Origin of the sequence: Soonwooa sp., from assembly GCF_032062245.1 — a bacterium.
In the GTDB taxonomy this organism is placed as follows: Bacteria; Bacteroidota; Bacteroidia; order Flavobacteriales; family Weeksellaceae; genus Soonwooa.
This window is the reverse complement of record NZ_DAMBQF010000001.1, coordinates 207159-226006: the sequence shown is the minus strand read 5'-3', so window position 1 is coordinate 226006 and position 18848 is coordinate 207159. Positions and strand designations below refer to the sequence as shown.

At 33.0% G+C, this 18848-nt stretch carries 20 protein-coding genes and 1 pseudogene; 2 read left to right on the top strand and 19 right to left on the bottom strand.

Annotated elements, in window-relative coordinates; genetic code table 11:
* Positions 1–30: 30 nt before the first annotated feature.
* From RT037_RS01000 to RT037_RS00915, 19 genes and pseudogenes are all read right to left on the bottom strand, one after another.
* Positions 31–1317: a nucleotide sugar dehydrogenase gene (locus tag RT037_RS01000; protein WP_313027242.1), complete on the bottom strand. Its 1287-nt coding sequence runs from the start codon at positions 1315–1317 to the stop codon at positions 31–33.
* Positions 1318–1321: 4 nt separating this feature from the next.
* The gene (locus tag RT037_RS00995; protein ID WP_313027239.1) at positions 1322–2314 is read right to left on the bottom strand and encodes an SDR family oxidoreductase; all 993 of its coding nucleotides are present in this window, start codon (positions 2312–2314) and stop codon (positions 1322–1324) included.
* Between the two features lie 159 nt (positions 2315–2473).
* Positions 2474–3175, bottom strand: coding sequence for a glycosyltransferase family 32 protein (locus RT037_RS00990; protein ID WP_313027651.1), 702 nt, complete (start codon positions 3173–3175; stop codon positions 2474–2476).
* 146 nt (positions 3176–3321) lie between these two features.
* Positions 3322–3732, bottom strand: a pseudogene (locus RT037_RS13815) (glycosyltransferase); the annotation flags it as partial.
* 78 nt (positions 3733–3810) lie between these two features.
* On the bottom strand, positions 3811–4416 hold the full coding sequence (locus RT037_RS00980) for an NAD-dependent epimerase/dehydratase family protein (protein WP_313027234.1): 606 nt from the start codon (positions 4414–4416) through the stop codon (positions 3811–3813).
* 6 nt (positions 4417–4422) lie between these two features.
* Positions 4423–5283, bottom strand: coding sequence for a glycosyltransferase family A protein (locus RT037_RS00975; RefSeq protein WP_313027231.1), 861 nt, complete (start codon positions 5281–5283; stop codon positions 4423–4425).
* A complete protein-coding gene (locus RT037_RS00970; protein WP_313027227.1) occupies positions 5284–6201 on the bottom strand; it encodes a glycosyltransferase family 2 protein in 918 nt (305 codons plus the stop codon).
* The gene (locus tag RT037_RS00965; RefSeq protein WP_313027224.1) at positions 6198–7031 is read right to left on the bottom strand and encodes a glycosyltransferase family A protein; all 834 of its coding nucleotides are present in this window, start codon (positions 7029–7031) and stop codon (positions 6198–6200) included. The genes RT037_RS00970 and RT037_RS00965 overlap by 4 nt, the downstream gene beginning before the upstream one ends.
* 9 nt (positions 7032–7040) lie before the next feature.
* Positions 7041–7940, bottom strand: a complete 900-nt coding sequence (locus tag RT037_RS00960) for a glycosyltransferase (RefSeq protein WP_313027220.1) — start codon at positions 7938–7940, stop codon at positions 7041–7043.
* Between the two features lies 1 nt (position 7941).
* On the bottom strand, positions 7942–9042 hold the full coding sequence (locus RT037_RS00955; RefSeq protein ID WP_313027217.1) for a DegT/DnrJ/EryC1/StrS family aminotransferase: 1101 nt from the start codon (positions 9040–9042) through the stop codon (positions 7942–7944).
* Positions 9039–10076 (bottom strand): acyltransferase family protein, encoded by a 1038-nt coding sequence (locus RT037_RS13810; protein WP_409529536.1) that lies wholly within the window; start codon positions 10074–10076, stop codon positions 9039–9041. Before RT037_RS13810 ends, RT037_RS00955 begins: the two co-directional genes overlap by 4 nt.
* 13 nt (positions 10077–10089) lie before the next feature.
* Complete coding sequence (locus RT037_RS00950) at positions 10090–10554, bottom strand: acyltransferase (protein WP_313027213.1); 465 nt, start codon at positions 10552–10554, stop codon at positions 10090–10092.
* Complete coding sequence (locus tag RT037_RS00945) at positions 10547–10969, bottom strand: FdtA/QdtA family cupin domain-containing protein (RefSeq protein ID WP_313027209.1); 423 nt, start codon at positions 10967–10969, stop codon at positions 10547–10549. The genes RT037_RS00950 and RT037_RS00945 overlap by 8 nt, the downstream gene beginning before the upstream one ends.
* On the bottom strand, positions 10944–11366 hold the full coding sequence (locus RT037_RS00940; protein ID WP_313027204.1) for an FdtA/QdtA family cupin domain-containing protein: 423 nt from the start codon (positions 11364–11366) through the stop codon (positions 10944–10946). Before RT037_RS00940 ends, RT037_RS00945 begins: the two co-directional genes overlap by 26 nt.
* 1 nt (position 11367) lies before the next feature.
* Entirely contained in the window at positions 11368–12639 is a 1272-nt protein-coding gene (locus RT037_RS00935) for an ABC transporter ATP-binding protein (protein WP_313027201.1), read from the bottom strand.
* Positions 12640–12660: 21 nt separating this feature from the next.
* On the bottom strand, positions 12661–13521 hold the full coding sequence (locus RT037_RS00930) for an ABC transporter permease (protein ID WP_313027197.1): 861 nt from the start codon (positions 13519–13521) through the stop codon (positions 12661–12663).
* Positions 13522–14382 (bottom strand): glucose-1-phosphate thymidylyltransferase RfbA, encoded by an 861-nt coding sequence (gene rfbA, locus RT037_RS00925; protein WP_312321553.1) that lies wholly within the window; start codon positions 14380–14382, stop codon positions 13522–13524.
* Positions 14383–14395: 13 nt separating this feature from the next.
* The gene (gene rfbB / locus RT037_RS00920) at positions 14396–15475 is read right to left on the bottom strand and encodes a dTDP-glucose 4,6-dehydratase (protein ID WP_313027192.1); all 1080 of its coding nucleotides are present in this window, start codon (positions 15473–15475) and stop codon (positions 14396–14398) included.
* A gap of 8 nt (positions 15476–15483) precedes the next feature.
* Positions 15484–16794, bottom strand: coding sequence for a UDP-glucose/GDP-mannose dehydrogenase family protein (locus tag RT037_RS00915; protein ID WP_313027188.1), 1311 nt, complete (start codon positions 16792–16794; stop codon positions 15484–15486).
* A gap of 275 nt (positions 16795–17069) precedes the next feature.
* Between RT037_RS00915 and rimP the strand changes: the two genes are divergently transcribed.
* Together rimP and nusA are read left to right on the top strand one after the other, a co-directional pair.
* On the top strand, positions 17070–17537 hold the full coding sequence (rimP, locus tag RT037_RS00910) for a ribosome assembly cofactor RimP (protein WP_313027186.1): 468 nt from the start codon (positions 17070–17072) through the stop codon (positions 17535–17537).
* Positions 17538–17554: 17 nt separating this feature from the next.
* Complete coding sequence (gene nusA, locus RT037_RS00905) at positions 17555–18790, top strand: transcription termination factor NusA (RefSeq protein WP_313027182.1); 1236 nt, start codon at positions 17555–17557, stop codon at positions 18788–18790.
* Positions 18791–18848: the final 58 nt, after the last annotated feature.

The following is an 18848-nucleotide window of genomic DNA, read 5'->3' as shown; positions in this document are numbered from 1 at the left end:
AGGCAACAAACTAATTTGATGCCTTTATTATTACAATCTTTTTATATTTTGCTCGAGAGCTAATTTTCCTTTGACATCGTAGATGACACCATTTTCTTTAAGAAGATTATTTAAATCTAAATTTTCAAATTCGTTATGAGAAACGGCTAATACAATTGCGTCAAATTTCTCTTGCGGAAGTTGGTTAGAAGTGTCGAGATTATACTCATGCTTAACTTCACTTGGGTTAGCCCAAGGGTCATAGACATTAACTTTGATGTTGTAATCTTCTAGGTTTTTAATAACATCAATAACCTTGGTATTTCTGACATCTGGACAGTTTTCTTTAAATGTGAAACCTAATACCAAAACATTGGATTGATTAACTTTAATGTCATTTTTCAACATTTGTTTAACAACTTCACTTGCTACATAATGTCCCATAGAATCGTTCATGCGACGACCAGCCAAGATGATTTCTGGATGATAACCATATTCTTGAGCTTTTTGGGCAAGATAATAAGGATCTACGCCTATACAGTGCCCTCCAACCAATCCAGGTTTGAAGGGCAGGAAGTTCCATTTTGTGCCAGCTGCAGCAAGAACATCATGCGTGTCGATGTCCATTAGATTAAATATTTTTGCTAATTCATTAACGAAAGCAATATTAATGTCACGTTGTGAGTTCTCGATAACTTTAGCCGCTTCAGCAACTTTAATAGTTGGCGCAAGATGTGTCCCTGCGGTAATAACCGATTTATAAATGTCATCGACAATTTTTCCAATTTCGGGATTAGAGCCAGAAGTTACTTTTAAGATTTTCTCAACCGTATGTTCTTTATCGCCAGGATTGATACGCTCTGGCGAATAACCAGCGAAGAAATCTTCATTAAATTTTAAGCCTGAATTTTTTTCTAAAACAGGAATACATTCTTCCTCAGTAACACCTGGATAAACTGTAGATTCGTAAATTACGATATCGCCTTTCTTTAAAACTTTAGCAACGGTTTCGCTGGCTTTGTAAAGTGGTGTTAGATCTGGACGGTTATTCTTGTCAACAGGCGTTGGGACCGTAACAATATAGATGTTAGAATCTGCAATGTCGTTAAGCTCGTTAGAGCAATAAAGACCTTTGTCTGTTGCGGTTGGATTGTGGTCAATAATTGCACTTTTCAGAACATCATTTTCGACTTCCAAAGTTGAGTCGATACCTTGGCGAAGTTCTGAAATTCTGGCTTGGTTAATATCAAAACCAACCACAGGATATTTGGTTGCAAAAAGTCTTGCTAAAGGCAGACCTACATAACCAAGCCCAATAATAGATATTTTGTGTGTCATTGTGTTATTTTAGATTTTCCCAGTACCATTTAACAGCTTCTTTTAAGCCATCTTTCATAGAAAATTGAGGTTGGTAATTTAATAAATTTTTTGCTTTGTCAATACTTGCTAATGAATGTGGAACGTCGCCTTTTCGGTAATCTCCGTAAATGATGTCTACATCCGCAATTTTTGAATCAAATTCTGATAGATATTCTTTCAAATATTTAACCAAATCATTAAGCGTTGTTCTTTCACCAAAAGCTGTATTATAGACTTGATTGTAAGCATCTTTGTTATCAGACGTTATTGCCAAAAGATTCATTTGGATAACGTTGTCAATATATGTGAAGTCACGAGAATACTCGCCACCACCGTTAATAGTTGGAGACTCATGATTCATAAATTGCATCACAAATTTTGGAATAACAGCTGCGTATGCCCCGCCAGGGTTTTGCTTTCTTCCAAATACGTTGAAATATCTTAGGCCAATCGTATCGAAATCGTAAGTTTTTTTGAAAACATCAGCATAAAGTTCGTTAACATATTTTGTAATGGCGTAAGGAGAAAGAGGTTTTCCAATTCTATCTTCTACTTTTGGAAGCGCTTCCGAGTCTCCATAAGTTGAAGAGCTCGCCGCATAAACCATGCGCTTAACACCAGCATCTCGTGCTGCAACAAGCATATTTAGAAAGCCACCAACATTAACATCATTACTTGTTATCGGATCGTTAATGGATCTTGGCACTGAGCCTAAAGCTGCTTGATGAAGAACAAAGTCTTTGTTTTCGCAAGCTTTTTTACAAGTTTGTAGATCGCGGATATCGCCTTCTATTAATGTAAAGTTAGGATGGTTTTTGATAGCTTCGAGGTTTTCACGACGCCCAGTAGAAAAATTGTCAAGACAAGTTACACTGACATTGTTTTGTAGTAAAACTTCGCAAAGGTTAGAGCCAATAAAACCTGCGCCACCAGTGACAAGTATATTTTTATTTTCGAGTTGAGGTTTGAAATTCATTTGTATTTTTAAATGTAATTATAGATGCAAATTTACGTTCTCTTTGTTTTAAAATTAATATTATCTTATAATTAAATATTATTTTTTTTAAGCCCATTTTTTTAACAACTTTCTTTTTACAATAATTGACTATATATTTTAATGGAATTTGGTCAAGAATCATATCTTCATTAAAAATTTTTTGTGATGCACTAAGTGATTTATAGTTGTTTTTGAGTCCTTATTTTCGATAAAATACTTAACTATTGCAAAGGAATTCACCAATTGAGAGTAGAAATGTTTGTGCTCCGCAAGCCAATTTCCTTCGCAATAATGTACAACATAATTAGAAGGTATGTTAGCTGAAAAGTAGTTAGAGGGATATAAGGTTATACCTTCTTTTAGGTTTTGGATAACATCTTTAGAGGGATCTGCACCATATTTATTTATGAGGATGTTGTTAAAAGTTTCGGTGCTTATCACTAGTTGGTATTCAGGTTTTTCATCGTAGAATTTCTGTATATCTTCAACGAAGGGATGGTTCGGCTCTGCTCCAAAAAAGGCAGAAAATGGCTTATTGGCCATTTCGAAGCCGCAGATGGCATGAGTGTCCAGTAAGTCATTTAGGGACTTGCGGACTTCCATATCGGTATCGAGGTTAAAGCCTCCATATTTATTAACTGCCCAAACTCTAGCATAATTTGCAACGAAAACCCAATCTTTTTTTTCGTAAGCTCCATTTACAAAGAGGTTTATATTAATATCGAATGTATCCTCATTCCACTCCATAAACTCGTAATCGGGAAGGTGTTTTTTCCAGCTCGCAATACATTTTTGACCAAGCTCTGACTTTGGATTTTTTCCAAACCAACAATAGTGAATAATTTTTGGAATGATTTGTTTTCTTTAGTTACAGTTTCAAATAGTTGTTCCCATTGCTTCATAATAGGTTCAACTTTATAGTTAAAAGATTTTTTTCTATTGGCCAAACCAAATTTAGAACGAAGATCTGGATTCTCAATAAGTTAGCAAATGTGCTCTGCTGTCTTATCAATATCGCCAACAGGGGTTAAAAACCCATTGGTTTCATTTTTAATAAGATCGCTTGGACCACATTGACAGTCGTAAGAAACAATGGGTAGCCCAAAATGCATCGCTTCAATCAAGACTAAGGGGAGACCTTCGAATCGAGAAGTCATGACATAGATACTTGCATCTAGATATTCTTTATGAACATCAGGTTTTGGTTTTATTATACAAATATTATTTTCTAAATCATTTTTTTTAATAAAGTTTCTAATAGTCGTTTCTTGTTCACCACGCCCACAATTTTTAATGTCCAGTCAGGATGTTGTTTTGCTACTTTATCCCAAATGCGGACTAAATAATCAAATCCTTTTTGGTGATGAAATCTTCCTATTGCTAGGACGTTTTTGGATTTAACTTCACTTATATGATTAGTTTCTAATGTTATAGGATTAGATATATGGTAAAGATTTTTGAAATGTCTTTCCCAACTAATCATGTCTTGTTTTGTTAATAATACAAATGCATCTAGACCAGAAATGCTTTATAGCTTGTGTTGCTAATTCTTCCTCTAAAATTTCTACAACTTCAGCGATATGAAAATTCTCTGGATAGGCGAGATTAAGTATGTGATTATATTTTTTCTTTGTAATGTAATCTAATGTAATTTGTTTAATGTCTTCTACATCCATTAGATTTCTAGTAGCATTTTTATGTATATTGATAGGTTTTTTAGATGCAATTTGTCGATGCAGATAATTGACTAATAAATGTAGGTCGCCTCCTTTACCAACAGCGTTACTAACCCTAAGAATTAAATAATTAGAAGCGTTTTGATTAATAATCTCTTCCATATGTAATTTTTGAAGAACATAAGGACTATTGTATTTTGACGAATGATAGATGGAACATGTACTGAAGTACACAAATAATTTGTCTATATTATTTTGTAAGACTTCGGTAACTAATGTATTTTCTCTATCAAAGTTCGCCTTCGATGTTTCAGATGAATTAGAAACACCAGATGCGAAAAAGACGACTTCATGGCGGTCACAATCGGAAAATAATGAAGCAATTAAACCCTTACCTACTACCATAATGTATTATTTGAAAAATCTTTTGAATAGCACTATCAAAGATAAGAAAAATGAAACGCCTCGGAACTTTTGAATCCAAGAGGATTTAATGTTATTAAGCTGGAAGTCCCAATACGAATCGAGCGCCTTGATTTTTGCTTTAGTAGGAATATTTTCTTTACTTAATTCTTTAAAGAATAGCGAGGCGCCTTTGGGTGATTTTTTTAATAATTGCCATGATTTTGAGGTAAGACCATCTTCCAGATAATCTGCAAAGTAAATTGGGTCATCAATGTATAATGTTTTATATTTTTTACCTATTTGACGATATACATATGACTCTCTAAAGAATTTCTCATCTTCAACATGAGGATAAGGGTACTGTCTCTGGAGATCAGTTTTGAAAGCTGTTGCAAAGTCTCCTGTAATTCCTTCTTTATATACTAACTCATTATGGTCTAGAAGCATTTCGTGTTGAGGAAGTTGCTTAGAATATATTATAGCACCATTATTTTTAATGGAACGACATCCAATGGCTATTCCTCCAACATTATTTTTGTCTTTTATTGTTTCGTATTTTTCGATTAGCGTTGAAATAGCATTTTTTGCTAAATAATCGTCACTATCGACAATAAAAAATAGATGGCCTTTCGCCTTTTCTGATCCTAAATTAATGGCGATGTGTTTCCCACTATTTTCCTGATAAAAATAACGAATCGGGAATGTGGAATTTTTTTGAAATTCGGTTATCAATTCCCTAGTTTCATCGGTAGATCCGTCATCAACAATAAGCCACTCAAAATCTTTACACGTTTGTTCTTCCAAAGAGTTGTACAGTATTGGGAGGATATAAGCGCGATTATATGCAGGAGTAAATACGGTTATCATTTATAAAAATTCATAATCCTTGCATGATATACTTTTCTTGTAATTATCATTTATAAGTTTTTCGTTGACTCTAAGAAAATTGTAAACTTCCTTTGCTTTTCTATATTCTATTTTATCTCGAAGAATTAAGTACTTTACTTTTTTATTTCGATACTGTTTTATCAAAAGTTCAATGCTAATTTTTCTTAATGGATTTGAAGTCCATAATACATATTGCCTTTTTTCATGCTCTAACTTGCTATCGTAAGTTGATGGTTTTCTGTCCTCTCGATCATGATTTATAAATGTATTAGGAACAACTCCAATTTTGCCGTTATAATATTTTACTCTGTGACAATAATTATCATCTTCTGCATAATGAAAAAAACTAGGACTAAAGCCTCCTACTTTTTGTAAGCTCTTAAGAGGAAGCAGCCATCCTGCGGCACATATAAAATCAGCTTCATAAATATCCTTCTTTTGTTGGTCTAGTACATAATCGGAATAGAAATCTGGACATAAATGGGGCGCTATTGATTTAGAAAAACTAAGGTCTAATTTATTACCCAATCCATTCCTATGTATAGGGCTTAGTACAAAAAAGTCTGGATTTTTGTTGCTCGTATGAATAAGGACTTCGAGCGTCTGTGTTTCTACAGTTGCGTCTTGATTTAATAGAAAAAAATAATCTCCCTTAAGGTCTAATCCTAATTTAAACCCTTGATTGTTGGCACCACCAAATCCCATATTTACATTGTTTTTAATTAAATGTACATTTGGAAAATTAGATTCAATATAAGATACAGATTCGTCAGTTGAGTTATTGTCAATGGCAATAATTTCTGATTTTATAGAACTAGACAGTACCGAATCAAAACATTTTTTAATCCAATCATTTTTCAATCCATTATAGATAACTACAATCGTAAATATTTTCATCTGATTTTGATTAATTTTAATTTAACTAAAAATCTAAAAAGGCGATTCTGAAATAATTTTCTGTAAAGATTTGATTCTTTTTGATATTTATTACGTTCTTTTAATATGTCGTAATAACTTCCTAAATAATTTTCGATAAAAATATGATGTTTTTTGAAAATCATTTTTTTCATTAAATTCAGCCTGTCGCTCTGTAAATTGGTTAACATAGATGAATCTTTAATTCTATAGAAGAATCCTTTGTATTGTATTTTTTTGACAGTAGAATTTTCATCTAATATTGACAACCAAAAATCCCAATCTTCTAACCCGAAAATCATATTAGTATCGTATCCACCTACTTTTTCCCAGCTCTTTTTTTCAAAAAAAGCACTACAAAATATTATGTTTTGTTGACACATTTGCTGGTGCGAATATTGAGGTAATATCCAAGCTTCATTTTTTTTTCCAAAATAATCTGCTAAACAGTAAATAATTGTATATCCGTTTTTGAATTCCTTTGAAGCAATTTCTAGATAACGAGTAGCGATTTTGTCGTCGCAATCAAGCGGTAAAATCCATTGGCCTAATGCCATCTTTATTCCTTCGTTACGTGCTGATGAAAGGCCACCATTAATTTTTTTTAAATATCTAATTCTTTTATCTTTTTCTACCCAATTTAGGGCTATTTCTTCTGTATTGTCAGGAGATCCATCGTCAACAATAATACATTCCCAATTTTGGAATGTTTGATCTAAAACTGATTGCAAACACTCGTCCATATAGTGAGCTTGATTATAACAAGGGACAACAATGGAAATAGTTGGTTTAAGTTCAATCATTTTATTCATAGCTTTAACTTACGAAATTTTATTTATTACTTTAAATAAAGATTTTGGTATATTAAATTTTAGTGCTTTTGATAATCTTTTTGAAGCATGTTGATAATTGCAATAATCGGTTTTGAAGTAAGAAGGTATTTCTATATTATTTAGAAATTGATTAAGAACATAATGATTTATTTCATCTTTACATAGACCTTCTTTATCAAAAATTATTTTGAGCCATATACTTTCTAATGTTATTCGATCTTCCTTTAGTTTAGAAATATTATTATTGTGTTGTCTATAATATGCAAGTTTTTCTGGTACATAACTTATGAAATATTTTTCATTTATTTTTAACCAACGATAATAATCTTCGACAATTAGTTTAGAATCATATTTTCCTGTTTCTTTTAGAACAGCTAGCCTCATAATAACTGTAAGTGCCGGAATCCTGTTTCCTCGAATAAGTTCTCTTCTAAATTCGATGGATGTAATGTTGCCAAGACTGTTATAATCTGCAATATCATTAATGATTCTTGAATTATCATCTATTGCATAAGTGTCTGTAAACACCATTCCATGTTCATCTCCTAATTCTTCAAGTTTTTTGACGCATTTTTCAATTGCTTTCGGATGAAGAAAATCATCTGCAGCTATTAACTTTATGTATTTTCCAGTTGCCAATTCAACACACTCATTTAGGACAGTGGCTAAGCCTGTATTTTTTGTATGGTAATTCTTTTTTGCGCGATAATTATTATCCTTTAACCAATTGTCAAATATCTCCACAGAATTATCGGTTGATGCATCATCTGCAACAATTAATTCTATATTAGAGTAGGTTTGAGCTTTTATACTGTCCAAATTTTCCTTAATATACCTTCCTTGGTTGTATGATATTACAACGATAGTAACAAGAGGTTGAAGATTCATGTTAAAACTGATTCACAATATTTATGATTTCTGTCACTTCATCTTCCGTTAAAATAGATGATATTGGCAAGCTCAAAACTTCATTATGCATTGCTTCTGTAATAGGGAAAGATAAATGCGCCAATTCTTTATATGCATCCTGATGGTGTGGAGGAATAGGGTAATGGATAATTGTTTGTACACCATTCTGCGTAAGAAAGTTTTGTAATGCATCTCGATCTGTAGATCTTACAACAAAAACATGCCAAACATGTTCATTTTCATCTGTAGGGTTTTCAGGAAGAATAATTTTTGGATTATTGATTTCCGAAAGAAAACGTTTGGCAATTATTCTACGAGCTTTATTTTCGTTGTCAATGTATTTTAGTTTCACATCCAAAACAGCTGCTTGCAATTCATCTAAGCGAGAATTTAATCCTTTATAGATATTCACATATTTTTGATTGGACCCATAATTAGATATTGCACGAATAGTTTTTGCAAGTTCGTCATCATTTGTTGTGACTGCACCCGCATCGCCTAACGCACCGAGATTTTTCCCAGGATAAAAACTAAATCCTGCTGCATCTCCCAAATTTCCAGATTTTATTCCTTGCCAAGTTGCTCCAATAGCTTGAGCATTGTCTTCGACAATTTTTAGGTTATGTTTAGCTACGATAGATTTTAATTCTTCACTAAAAACAATTCTTCCTTGTAAATGAACGATTAAAATTGCTTTCGTTTTTTTTGTGATTGCAGTTTCAATCTTATTAATGTCAATATTGAAGGTATTGTCATCAGGCTCCACCAAAACAGGTACTAATCCGTTATCAGAAAGTGCTAAAATAGAAGCAATATAGGTGTTTGCAGGAACGATTACTTCGTCCCCAGCTTTCATTGTTCCCAATTCAATGTAAGCTCTAAAAATTAAACGTAAAGCGTCTAGTCCATTGGCAACACCAATTGCATGTTTCGCACCAATATAGTTGGCAAGATTATTTTCGAAATTTTTTACTTGTTCTCCCATCAGGTACCAACCCGAACGAAAAACATCTAATAGTTTTTGCTCAATTTCTTTTTGATATAATAAGTTTACTTTCTGTAGGTCTAGGAATTTTATCATAGTGTTTTTATTAATTTATTTGCAGGTTTTTCAACTTTTTCAAAATTGAAAATACTCGCTGTAAGAGTTATAATTATTATTAAGCCAGTTTTTATAATGTGATTTGGAATTACAAAATAGAGATGCAATATGTCAATAACGAGAAGATGCGTCATGTAAAACGCAAAACTTATTTGACCTAAATATACTAAAATCTTATTGGATAATATTTTCGTTAATAATGTTTCCGCCTGACAATAATACTCAGATGAGAGTGATAGGATAGTTAGTGAAATTGGAAGCCAGTAATAAATTGAAAATCGATAAGAAATGCTTATATCAGAATGAAAGATATATGTCAGAACAAAGCTTAGGACAGCAATAATCTGAAATAGAATTATTGTGGTTGACTTAATTTCTTTTGTCCGCAAAAATTGACAAATCTGAAACAAGAGAATTCCCAAAATAAAATCTGCCAAGCGCGATAGTGGAAAAATATAGATCAAATAATGTTTTTTACTTTCTGGTAGAAGTATATTTAATCCTAATATTGTAATAGTTATCGCTAAAAATAAAATTGTTTTTGCGGATGTTTTTAATTTTCTAAAAATTATGATTAATAAGGGAAATATGAGGTAAAAAAATAACTCATCAGATATACTCCATGAAGGAGCATTAAATGAGAAATATACCTTTTGATCAGACGAAAAACTTTGTACTAAAAATAATTGCATTAGAAAAGTCTTTAAACTGAAGTTTTTTACTAATAATATTGCAGCGATTATTAATGTTATAAGATGCACTGGATATATTCGTGCAATTCTTGCTTTATAAAATTTGATAAAACTCTCTTTACTAGGCTTTAGTTCATAATAATTAAGTGACAAAATAAATTCACTAAGAATGTAAAAAAAACTAACTCCTAAAAAACCCTCAAACAAGTAATTGTCATAAAAGTTTTTAAAATATGAGGAATGCTTTAGAAATAATAGGTGACTAGCCATTACCATAAACGCAAAAAAGAACCTTAGGGAAGTTAGAGGTTTTAGATTCATAAGTTTCTAACTTCTATTGAGTTATGTTGCTTTTGTGTGAAGCTGGGTTACCATACCAAATTTCATTATCGCCGACGTTTTTAGTTACTACACTCCCAGCTCCAATCATAGCGTTTTCTCCAACTGTAATCCCTGCCAATATGGTTGCATTAGCACCAATAGAAGCTCCTTTTTTAATCAAGGTTTTGGCAAAAACTTCAGGATACCGTTTGGATCTTGGGAACAAATCGTTGGTGAAAGTTACATTAGGACCAATGAAAACGTTGTCTTCGATAGTAATTCCGTCCCAAACTTGCACGCCTGGTTTGATCGTCACATTGTCTCCAATAATAACATCATTTTCCAAAAATACTTGACAGTTTATATTACAGTTTCTTCCTATAATGGCACCCTTAAGAATTACACAAAATTGCCAAATTGTGCTTCCTTCTCCAATATGTTCTGATTGTACATCAGCTAAAGAATGTACTTTAATCATTTTTTTTGTAATTTAAATAGATCTCATAATTTCGAATATAATCTTCCTCTTGGTACTGATGAGAAGCCATCACTAAACAGATTGCACCAGAAGAAAAATTAACTTCGGATGCCCAAATTCCAGGAGGTATATGCAAGCCTATATCTGGTCTATTTAATAAAACTTGACGCTTAATTTTTCCGTCATCTAACAGAACTTCAAAAGCTCCTGAAGCTGCAATTAAAAATTGATGACACTCCTTATGTGCATGCGCACCTCTGCTTTCGCCACCAGGAATGTCATACAGATAAAAGATTCGGTTGATATCAAAAGGAATGTCTGAAGAATTTTCTAAAGAGGTAATATTGCCTGAGCGATTTTGAATTTTTTTTAATTGAATTATATCACAATTATAAACAGTCATTATTTTTTTCATCTTGTTTCAAAATTAAAAATTCATCAAAATCTCTAATGTATTCGTTTTCTTCAAAAACCATATCGGTCGCTATAAATGCAAGAGAATTGGTTGAGAAGTTTTCTATTCGTCTCCATGTCATTTTAGGAACAATAAGTCCGTAGTAAGACCGATTTAAAGAGAATTTTCTTTCTTCAAATCCGTCATGTAATACAATGTCAAAAGATCCTGATAATGCTATGATTATTTCATTTTGATTTTTGAAAGCATGACTGCCTCTAATTTCTCCCCCAGGGACATCGTATATCCAATAGGTCCTTTTAACTTGAAACGGTAATTGATTAGGATATTCAAAAAAAGAAAGATTACCCCTTGGATCCTCAATTTTTGGTAACTGAAGTAGTTTAATATCATTCATTTTAATCAAGTTTAAAATCAATTTTATAATCAAAACTAGGTCTAATAATTCCTGGGTAAATATGCGTTTTAGTACCCACTTTTACATTTTCTACTTCGAAGCCGATGAGATTGTCTACATTGAATAATACTTCAGATTGATTCTTGCCAAAAATTAGCTTGAAGTAGTAATTACCAGCATTTAGCATACCTGCGGGCAAATCAAATTCGATTGAGTAGACTCCTTTTTTAGCATTATAGTTTTCACTAATTAATTTACCAACGTGGAAAATTACCAACTCTTCAAAGTTTCTTAACTCAAAAGTAGCATCAAGGTTTATATCTGCTAGATTGTTGTAAAATTGCAGTTTTATTCGAATTCCTGAGTCTACATCGATGATTTTGCCGATGATAGGTTTTGCCGAAAATTCTAATATCTTGATATTATCATTTCCTAGTGCTGTCTCTATGTTTTCCGCAAGATAACTATTTGATAATTCATAATCTTTTTGGTATTCCAAAATAGTTTCCAAAATATCTCCTTGATAGCTTAACATTCCATTTTTCATAAGAATGCCATTGTTGCATAGCTCTTTAACGGAGGTCATGTTGTGACTTACAAATAAGACCGTTCTGCCTTCACCTTTTGTAACATCACCCATCTTTCCAAGACATTTTTTTTGGAATTCTGCATCTCCAACGGCAAGTACTTCATCTACAATTAATATTTCAGATTCTAGATGTGCTGCTACCGCAAATGCCAAACGTACATACATCCCTGATGAATAACGTTTAACTGGCGTGTCAATATAACGTTCTACACCAGCAAAATCTACAATTTCATCAAATTTTCTTGAAATCTCTTTTCTTGTCATTCCAAGAATAGCTCCATTTAGGTAGATGTTTTCACGACCTGTCATTTCTGGATGAAAACCAGTACCTACTTCAAGTAATGACGCAATACGTCCTTTGTATTTTATTGACCCGGTTGTTGGTTTTGTAACACGAGAAAGGAGTTTTAATAAAGTTGATTTACCAGCGCCATTTCGTCCAATAATCCCGACAGCCTGTCCTTGCTCTACTTGGAAATTGATACCTTGAAGTGCCCAGACATAGTCAGATTCACCTTTATGCGTTCTATCATTAGCTTCGCCGATTTTAAGATAAGGATCTTCTTTACCTAGCAGATTAGCCCACCAGCGTTTTATATCATGTTGTAATGTTCCTGTGCCAACCTCTCCAAGACGATATTGTTTTGAAACATTTTCAATATCTAGAATTATATTTTTATCCATTTAATCATCATTTGGTTATGGTTAAACTGTATCCATAAAGGATTTTTCTACTTTATTAAAAATAATTGTTCCTAAAAGGAGAATCATAAAAATCACAATAGTAGAATACAGCAGCATACTTAAGTTAAAGTCACCGACACCTAAATATGCATATTTGAAGCATTCGAAAATTCCAGTTAAAGGGTTAAGATCAGCAATCCATCTGTATTTTTCAGGCATTGAAGAAACAGGATATACCACTGGTGTTACATACATATATAAAGAAACACCAAAACTGAGTAGCATTGATAAATCTTTATATTTTGTTGTCATTGACGAAAATATCATCCCCATACCCATTGCGAATGCTGCCATTAGGATAATTAGAAAAGGTGTTGCTAATATCCATATATTAGGATGTATGTTACCTTCAAAAAAATAATAGTATGCTGTTACACAAATAAATAATAAAAACTGTACACCAAATTGCATTAGGTTAGAGGTTACAATTGCTAATGGCATAACTAGTCTAGGGAAATACACCTTCCCAAATATTGAGGCATTCCCACGGAAAACATTGGAGGTGTTGTTAAGACAAGAAGAAAAATAATTCCATAATGTAACACCCGCAAGATAGAAAGCTAACTTTGGAGCACCATCGGTAGAAAGGTTTGCAATATTCCCAAAAACAATTACATACATAATTGTTGTGAAAATTGGATTTATAAAAAACCACAATGGACCTAAAATAGTTTGTTTAAACGATGTAACAAAGTCACGCTTCACGAGCATATAAACTAAGTCACGATAATTCCAAACTTCTTTTAAGTTTAATGAAAAAAGAGAATGTCCGGACTCAATAACTTGAGTCCATTTATTATTTTCATCAGATGTGTTGCTCATTTATATAGTTAAGTTTTTTAGATAAGTTCCGTATCCACTTTTGCCATATTTTTCAGCAGATTTTAATAATTGTTCTTCATTAATAAAACCTTTTCGGAAAGCAATTTCTTCAATACAAGAAATTTTGACACCTTGTCTCTTTTCAAGAACACGCACAAATTCTGAAGCTTCATGGAGTGAGTCGAAAGTCCCTGTATCCAACCAAGCAGTGCCTCTACTCATTACCCCAACTTCTAATTCGCCATTTTCAAGATAAATTTTATTGATATCTGTAATCTCCAATTCGCCACGAGGAGATGGTTTCAAATTTTTTGCATATTCCACAACCGAGTTGTCATAAAAATACAATCCAGGAACAGCAAAGTTTGATTTTGGCTCAGTTGGTTTTTCTTCAATAGAAAGAGCATTGTAATTTTCATCAAATTCTACAACACCATAACGCTCTGGATCAGAAACTTGATAGGCAAAAACGCAACCTCCTTTTACGTTAGTTTTACTTTCTAGGAGTTGAGGTAAGCCAGTGCCATAGAATATGTTATCACCTAAAACTAAAGCAACAGAATCCTCTCCAATAAACTCCTCAGCAAGGATAAAGGCCTGCGCTAGCCCATCTGGAGATGGCTGAACTTTATATTCGAAACGACATCCAATTTGAGATCCGTCACCTAAAAGTCTTTGGAAAGCTTCTTGATCATGTGGTGTTGTAATAATTAAAATCTCTCTAATCCCAGCAAGCAATAGTGTCGAAATGGGAAAATAGATCATCGGCTTATCATAAACAGGCATCAATTGCTTGCTAACAGCGATTGTTAATGGGTACAATCTTGTGCCAGATCCACCAGCTAGAATAATTCCTTTCATATGTTCGCGCTTTTTAGGAATATTGTTTGTCGTAATATTTTTGATAATCTCCAGAAGTTACATTCTCTAACCATTCTTTGTTGGATAAAAACCAATCGATAGTTTTAGAAAGTCCTTCTTCAAAAGTTACAGAAGGTTTCCACCCAAGATCTTTGTTAAGTTTTGTTGCATCAATTGCATAACGCTTGTCATGTCCAGGTCTATCCTTAACGAAAGTAATTAACTTCTCTGAGTAACCTGCTTCTTTTCCAGTTTTTTCATCAACTTGTTTAATTAATTCTTTAACCAAATCGATGTTTTGCCATTCGTTCCAACCACCAATATTGTACGTTTCTCCAGTTTTTGCTTCGTGGAAAATTTGGAAAATAGCTTTTGCATGGTCAATTACATATAACCAGTCTCTTGTATATTTTCCGTCACCATAGATGGGAAGTGGTTTTTCATTTAAAATATTGAAAAGACAAAGCGGAATCAACTTCTCTGGGAAGTGATTTGGACCATAATTATTAGAACAATTAGAAACAATAAATGGCATTCCGTAAGTGTTTCCGTAAGCTCTTACCAAGTGGTCAGATGCAGCTTTGCTCGCTGAGTAAGGTGATTTTGGATCATAAGAAGTTTCTTCTGTAAAGAAACCTGTTTCTCCCAAAGCTCCGTATACTTCGTCAGTAGAAACGTGATAGAACAAGTTAGTTCTCGGTTCATCTGGGAAGTTACCATGTTGATGATCTGGATTAAGAGTCCAAAACTCTTTCGCTAAATTTAATAAGTTAGCAGTTCCATTAACATTAGTATTGATAAATGCATTAGGATCTGTAATACTTCTATCAACATGAGATTCTGCTGCTAAATGTATAATAGCGTCTGGATTATGCTTTTCAAAAACCTTTCTTAGTTCTTCTGGTTTTGTAATATCAGCTTTTTCGAAAATGTAGTTTGGTTCATTTTCGATATCTTTTAGGTTTTCTAGATTACCTGCATAAGTCAATGCATCAAGATTTATAATGTTAGTGTTTGGGAGATTTTTTACAAATTCTCTAACAACGTGAGAACCAATAAAACCAGCGCCACCAGTAATGATGATATTTTTCATTCTAAAAATTAGTTGTTAATTGTTTTACGACCTATAGACTTATAGAAGAAACCATGCTGTTCTGGGACTTCTAATGGGAACATATTACGTCCATCAAATATGATTTTATTTTTCATCTTTGATGCCATTAGATCAAAATTAGGGTTTTTAAATTCTGGCCATTCTGTTGCGATTAATAAGCAGTCAGCATCTTCTAGCGCAGCGTACATATCTTCTGCATATTCGATTTGGTCACCAATAACATTGCGAACATTAGCTTCAGCAATTTTGTCGTAAGCTTTTACTTTTGCTCCTTTTTCTAATAATAATTTAATATTATCAAGTGATGAAGCTTCACGAATATCATCCGTATTTGCTTTAAAAGCTAAGCCCCAAAGTGCAATTTTTTTTCCTTTTAAATCGTTGAAATACTTTTCAATATCTTTTGTTAAAATTACTTTTTGTGCATTGTTAACCGCTTCTGTCGATTCTAAAATTTGGAATTTGAAATTTTCATCTTGTCCAGATTTAATCAAAGCTTTAACATCTTTCGGAAAACAAGATCCACCATATCCGATACCAGGAAATAAAAATCTATGTCCAATACGATCATCACTTCCCATACCCAATCTTACTTTGTCAACATCAGCACCAACCAATTCGCAATAGTTTGCGATTTCGTTCATGAAGGTGATTTTAACAGCAAGGAAGGAGTTGGCAGCATATTTTGTTAATTCCGAAGATTTTTCGTCCATGAAAATAATTGGAACGCCCGTATTGGTGAATGGCTGATAGATGTGAGCCATAATGTTTTTTGCTTTGTCAGAGCTACAACCAACAACAACTCTTGCTGGATTCATAGAATCTTCTACTGCAAAACCTTCTCTCAAGAATTCGGGATTTGAGACAACATCAAAAGGTATATCAGTCTTAGAAGCAATAACAGCAGTTACTTTGTCCGCTGTGCCAACCGGAACAGTCGATTTGTTAACAACAACTTTATATTCAGTCATCATTTCGCCAATGTCATTCGCAACTTTTAGAACGTAAGATAAATCTGCAGAACCATCTTCACCGGGAGGCGTTGGTAACGCAAGATAAATAACTTCACTTTTGTCTAAAGCTTCTTTTAAATTGGTTGTGAAGTGTAATCTGTTAGCATGGATGTTTCGCAGGAACATTTCTTCAAGATTTGGCTCGTAGATAGGTACGATGCCTTTCTTCATGCTTTCAACTTTTTTTTCATCTATGTCTACACAATATACAGAATTGCCTAATTCTGCTAGTGTCGTACCAGTTACGAGACCTACATAACCCGTTCCTACTATAGTAATATTCAAGATTTGAGTTTTTAAATTTCATACAAAGATAAATTATTTTAACATATTATAGTATAATGTCGATTTTGCTTTTTATTAATGTTGGAAGAAATGATGCTTTTTTTTTGTTAATAATATTAAATTTAAATTTCCAAATTAGAGAGCGTAAAGTCTTAAAATTCAATATAATTTGGATTTTTTGAAAAAAGTAGCTATATTTGCAAAAGATTTACGGAACAGAATGAAAAGGCCTTCGAGAGAATGCCTTTTTTCGTAAACGTAATTCAGGGAAAAGTATGAGTTTTAAAGAGCAAATTGAAGCTTTGTTGGCTTCTTTTTTAGAAGAAAGAAAAGATTTGTTTTTGGTTGATCTTAAGATTTCTGCAGATGACCAGATTACAGTGACTTTGGATGGAGATAATGGCGTAACTTTACAAGATTGTCTAGATGCAAGTCGTGCTATAGAGTTTAATATGGATCGAGAAGAACATGATTTTGCTTTGCAGGTTATGTCTTATGGTTTGTCGGAACCTTTAGCTCTTAATCGTCAATATCAAAAAAATATTGGTAGAGAACTGGATGTTGTTTTGACTTCTGGTGAAAAGATTGAAGGGGAGTTGGTGTCTGTGGATGAAGAGTCGATCACTCTTTTGTTGAGATATCGTCGTCCAAAACTTATCGGAAAAGGTAAGGAAGATGTCGAAGAAGAAAAAGTAATACGTCTTGATGAGATTAAAAAGGCGTTGGTGGTAATTAAATTTTAATAAGAAAAATATAATCAATGGATAATTTAGCTTTAATTGAAGCTTTTGGCGATTTTAAAGAAGTAAAGAATATAAGCAAAATTGACCTAATGGCGATCATTGAAGATTCTCTTAAAACGCTTTTGAGAAAAAGATATGATTCTGATGATCATTTTGATGTTATTGTTAACCCTGACAAAGGGGATTTTCAGATTTTCTTAAACAAGGTTATTGTTGAAGACGAAATGTCAGAAGACGATGATTTAGAAATCGAAATCTCTGAAGTTAGAAAAATAGACTCTACGTTTGAAGTTGGTGAAGAATATACACAAGAAATTCCAGTTGCTAAATTGGGACGTAGAAACATTCTTACACTTAAGCAGATTCTTGCAACCAAAATACAAGAGCACTTTAATGCGACTTTGTATGAGCAATTCCGTGATAGAATTGGACAGTTGGTTGTAGGAGAAGTTCACCACATTCGTCACAAGCATGTTATTATGTTGGATGATGAGGGTAACGAATTTATCTTGCCTAAAGAAAATCAGATTCCGTCAGATTTCTTCAAAAAAGGAGATAATGTAAGAGCGATTGTAGAAAGTGTTGACTTCCGTGGATCTAAGCCTCAGATTATGATTTCGAGAACTTCACCGAAGTTTTTAGAGCAATTGCTAGAGTTGGAGATTCCTGAAATTCAAGATGGTACAATTATTCTTAAAAAGGTTGTAAGAATACCAGGAGAGAAAGCGAAAATCGCTGTAGATGCTTACGATGACAGAATTGATCCAGTTGGTGCTTGTGTGGGTGTTAAAGGATCAAGAATTCACGGTGTTGTAAGAGAGTTGAGAAATGAAAATATTGACGTTATCCAATGGTCTAAGAATCCAGAAATTTTGGTGAAGAGAGCATTAGGTAATATCATTATTAATAAGGTAGAAGTAGACGAAGAGCATAACTATGCAATGGTCTACACACCTATTGAGGAGATTTCTAAAGTTATTGGTAAACAAGGTCAAAACATTAAGTTGGCATCTTGGTTAACAGAATACGAAATCGATGTTTATAGAGAGAAACAAGAAGATGACGATGTTGAACTAAAAGAGTTTAGCGACGAAATCGAATCATGGATTATTGAAGAGTTCAAAAAAGTTGGTCTAGAAACTGCTAGAAGTGTATTAGATAAAGATACAGAAGCATTGCTTAACTTGGTTGACTTAGAAGAAGAAACAATCGAAGAGGTTAAAAATATTCTTAGAGAAGAATTAGAAGACTAAGCGAGTTGTTACAATCTCTAATAAACAGTAAAAAGAAAATACTTTAATTTTAAAAATT

Excerpts from the sequence above, each read along its gene's own strand:
- rimP (WP_313027186.1), top strand. The coding sequence starts at position 17,070 with ATGAGTTTTAAAGAGCAAATTGAAGCTTTGTTGGCTTCTTTTTTAGAA.
- RT037_RS00955 (WP_313027217.1), bottom strand. The coding sequence starts at position 9,042 with ATGATAAAATTCCTAGACCTACAGAAAGTAAACTTATTATATCAAAAA.
- RT037_RS00950 (WP_313027213.1), bottom strand. The coding sequence starts at position 10,554 with ATGATTAAAGTACATTCTTTAGCTGATGTACAATCAGAACATATTGGA.
- rfbB (WP_313027192.1), bottom strand. The coding sequence starts at position 15,475 with ATGAAAAATATCATCATTACTGGTGGCGCTGGTTTTATTGGTTCTCAC.
- RT037_RS00940 (WP_313027204.1), bottom strand. The coding sequence starts at position 11,366 with ATGAATGATATTAAACTACTTCAGTTACCAAAAATTGAGGATCCAAGG.
- RT037_RS01000 (WP_313027242.1), bottom strand. The coding sequence starts at position 1,317 with ATGACACACAAAATATCTATTATTGGGCTTGGTTATGTAGGTCTGCCT.
- nusA (WP_313027182.1), top strand. The coding sequence starts at position 17,555 with ATGGATAATTTAGCTTTAATTGAAGCTTTTGGCGATTTTAAAGAAGTA.
- RT037_RS00935 (WP_313027201.1), bottom strand. The coding sequence starts at position 12,639 with ATGGATAAAAATATAATTCTAGATATTGAAAATGTTTCAAAACAATAT.
- RT037_RS00975 (WP_313027231.1), bottom strand. The coding sequence starts at position 5,283 with ATGATAACCGTATTTACTCCTGCATATAATCGCGCTTATATCCTCCCA.
- rfbA (WP_312321553.1), bottom strand. The coding sequence starts at position 14,382 with ATGAAAGGAATTATTCTAGCTGGTGGATCTGGCACAAGATTGTACCCA.
- RT037_RS00960 (WP_313027220.1), bottom strand. The coding sequence starts at position 7,940 with ATGAATCTTCAACCTCTTGTTACTATCGTTGTAATATCATACAACCAA.
- RT037_RS00980 (WP_313027234.1), bottom strand. The coding sequence starts at position 4,416 with ATGGTAGTAGGTAAGGGTTTAATTGCTTCATTATTTTCCGATTGTGAC.
- RT037_RS00930 (WP_313027197.1), bottom strand. The coding sequence starts at position 13,521 with ATGAGCAACACATCTGATGAAAATAATAAATGGACTCAAGTTATTGAG.
- RT037_RS00945 (WP_313027209.1), bottom strand. The coding sequence starts at position 10,969 with ATGAAAAAAATAATGACTGTTTATAATTGTGATATAATTCAATTAAAA.
- RT037_RS00965 (WP_313027224.1), bottom strand. The coding sequence starts at position 7,031 with ATGAATAAAATGATTGAACTTAAACCAACTATTTCCATTGTTGTCCCT.
- RT037_RS00970 (WP_313027227.1), bottom strand. The coding sequence starts at position 6,201 with ATGAAAATATTTACGATTGTAGTTATCTATAATGGATTGAAAAATGAT.
- RT037_RS00995 (WP_313027239.1), bottom strand. The coding sequence starts at position 2,314 with ATGAATTTCAAACCTCAACTCGAAAATAAAAATATACTTGTCACTGGT.
- RT037_RS13810 (WP_409529536.1), bottom strand. The coding sequence starts at position 10,076 with ATGAATCTAAAACCTCTAACTTCCCTAAGGTTCTTTTTTGCGTTTATG.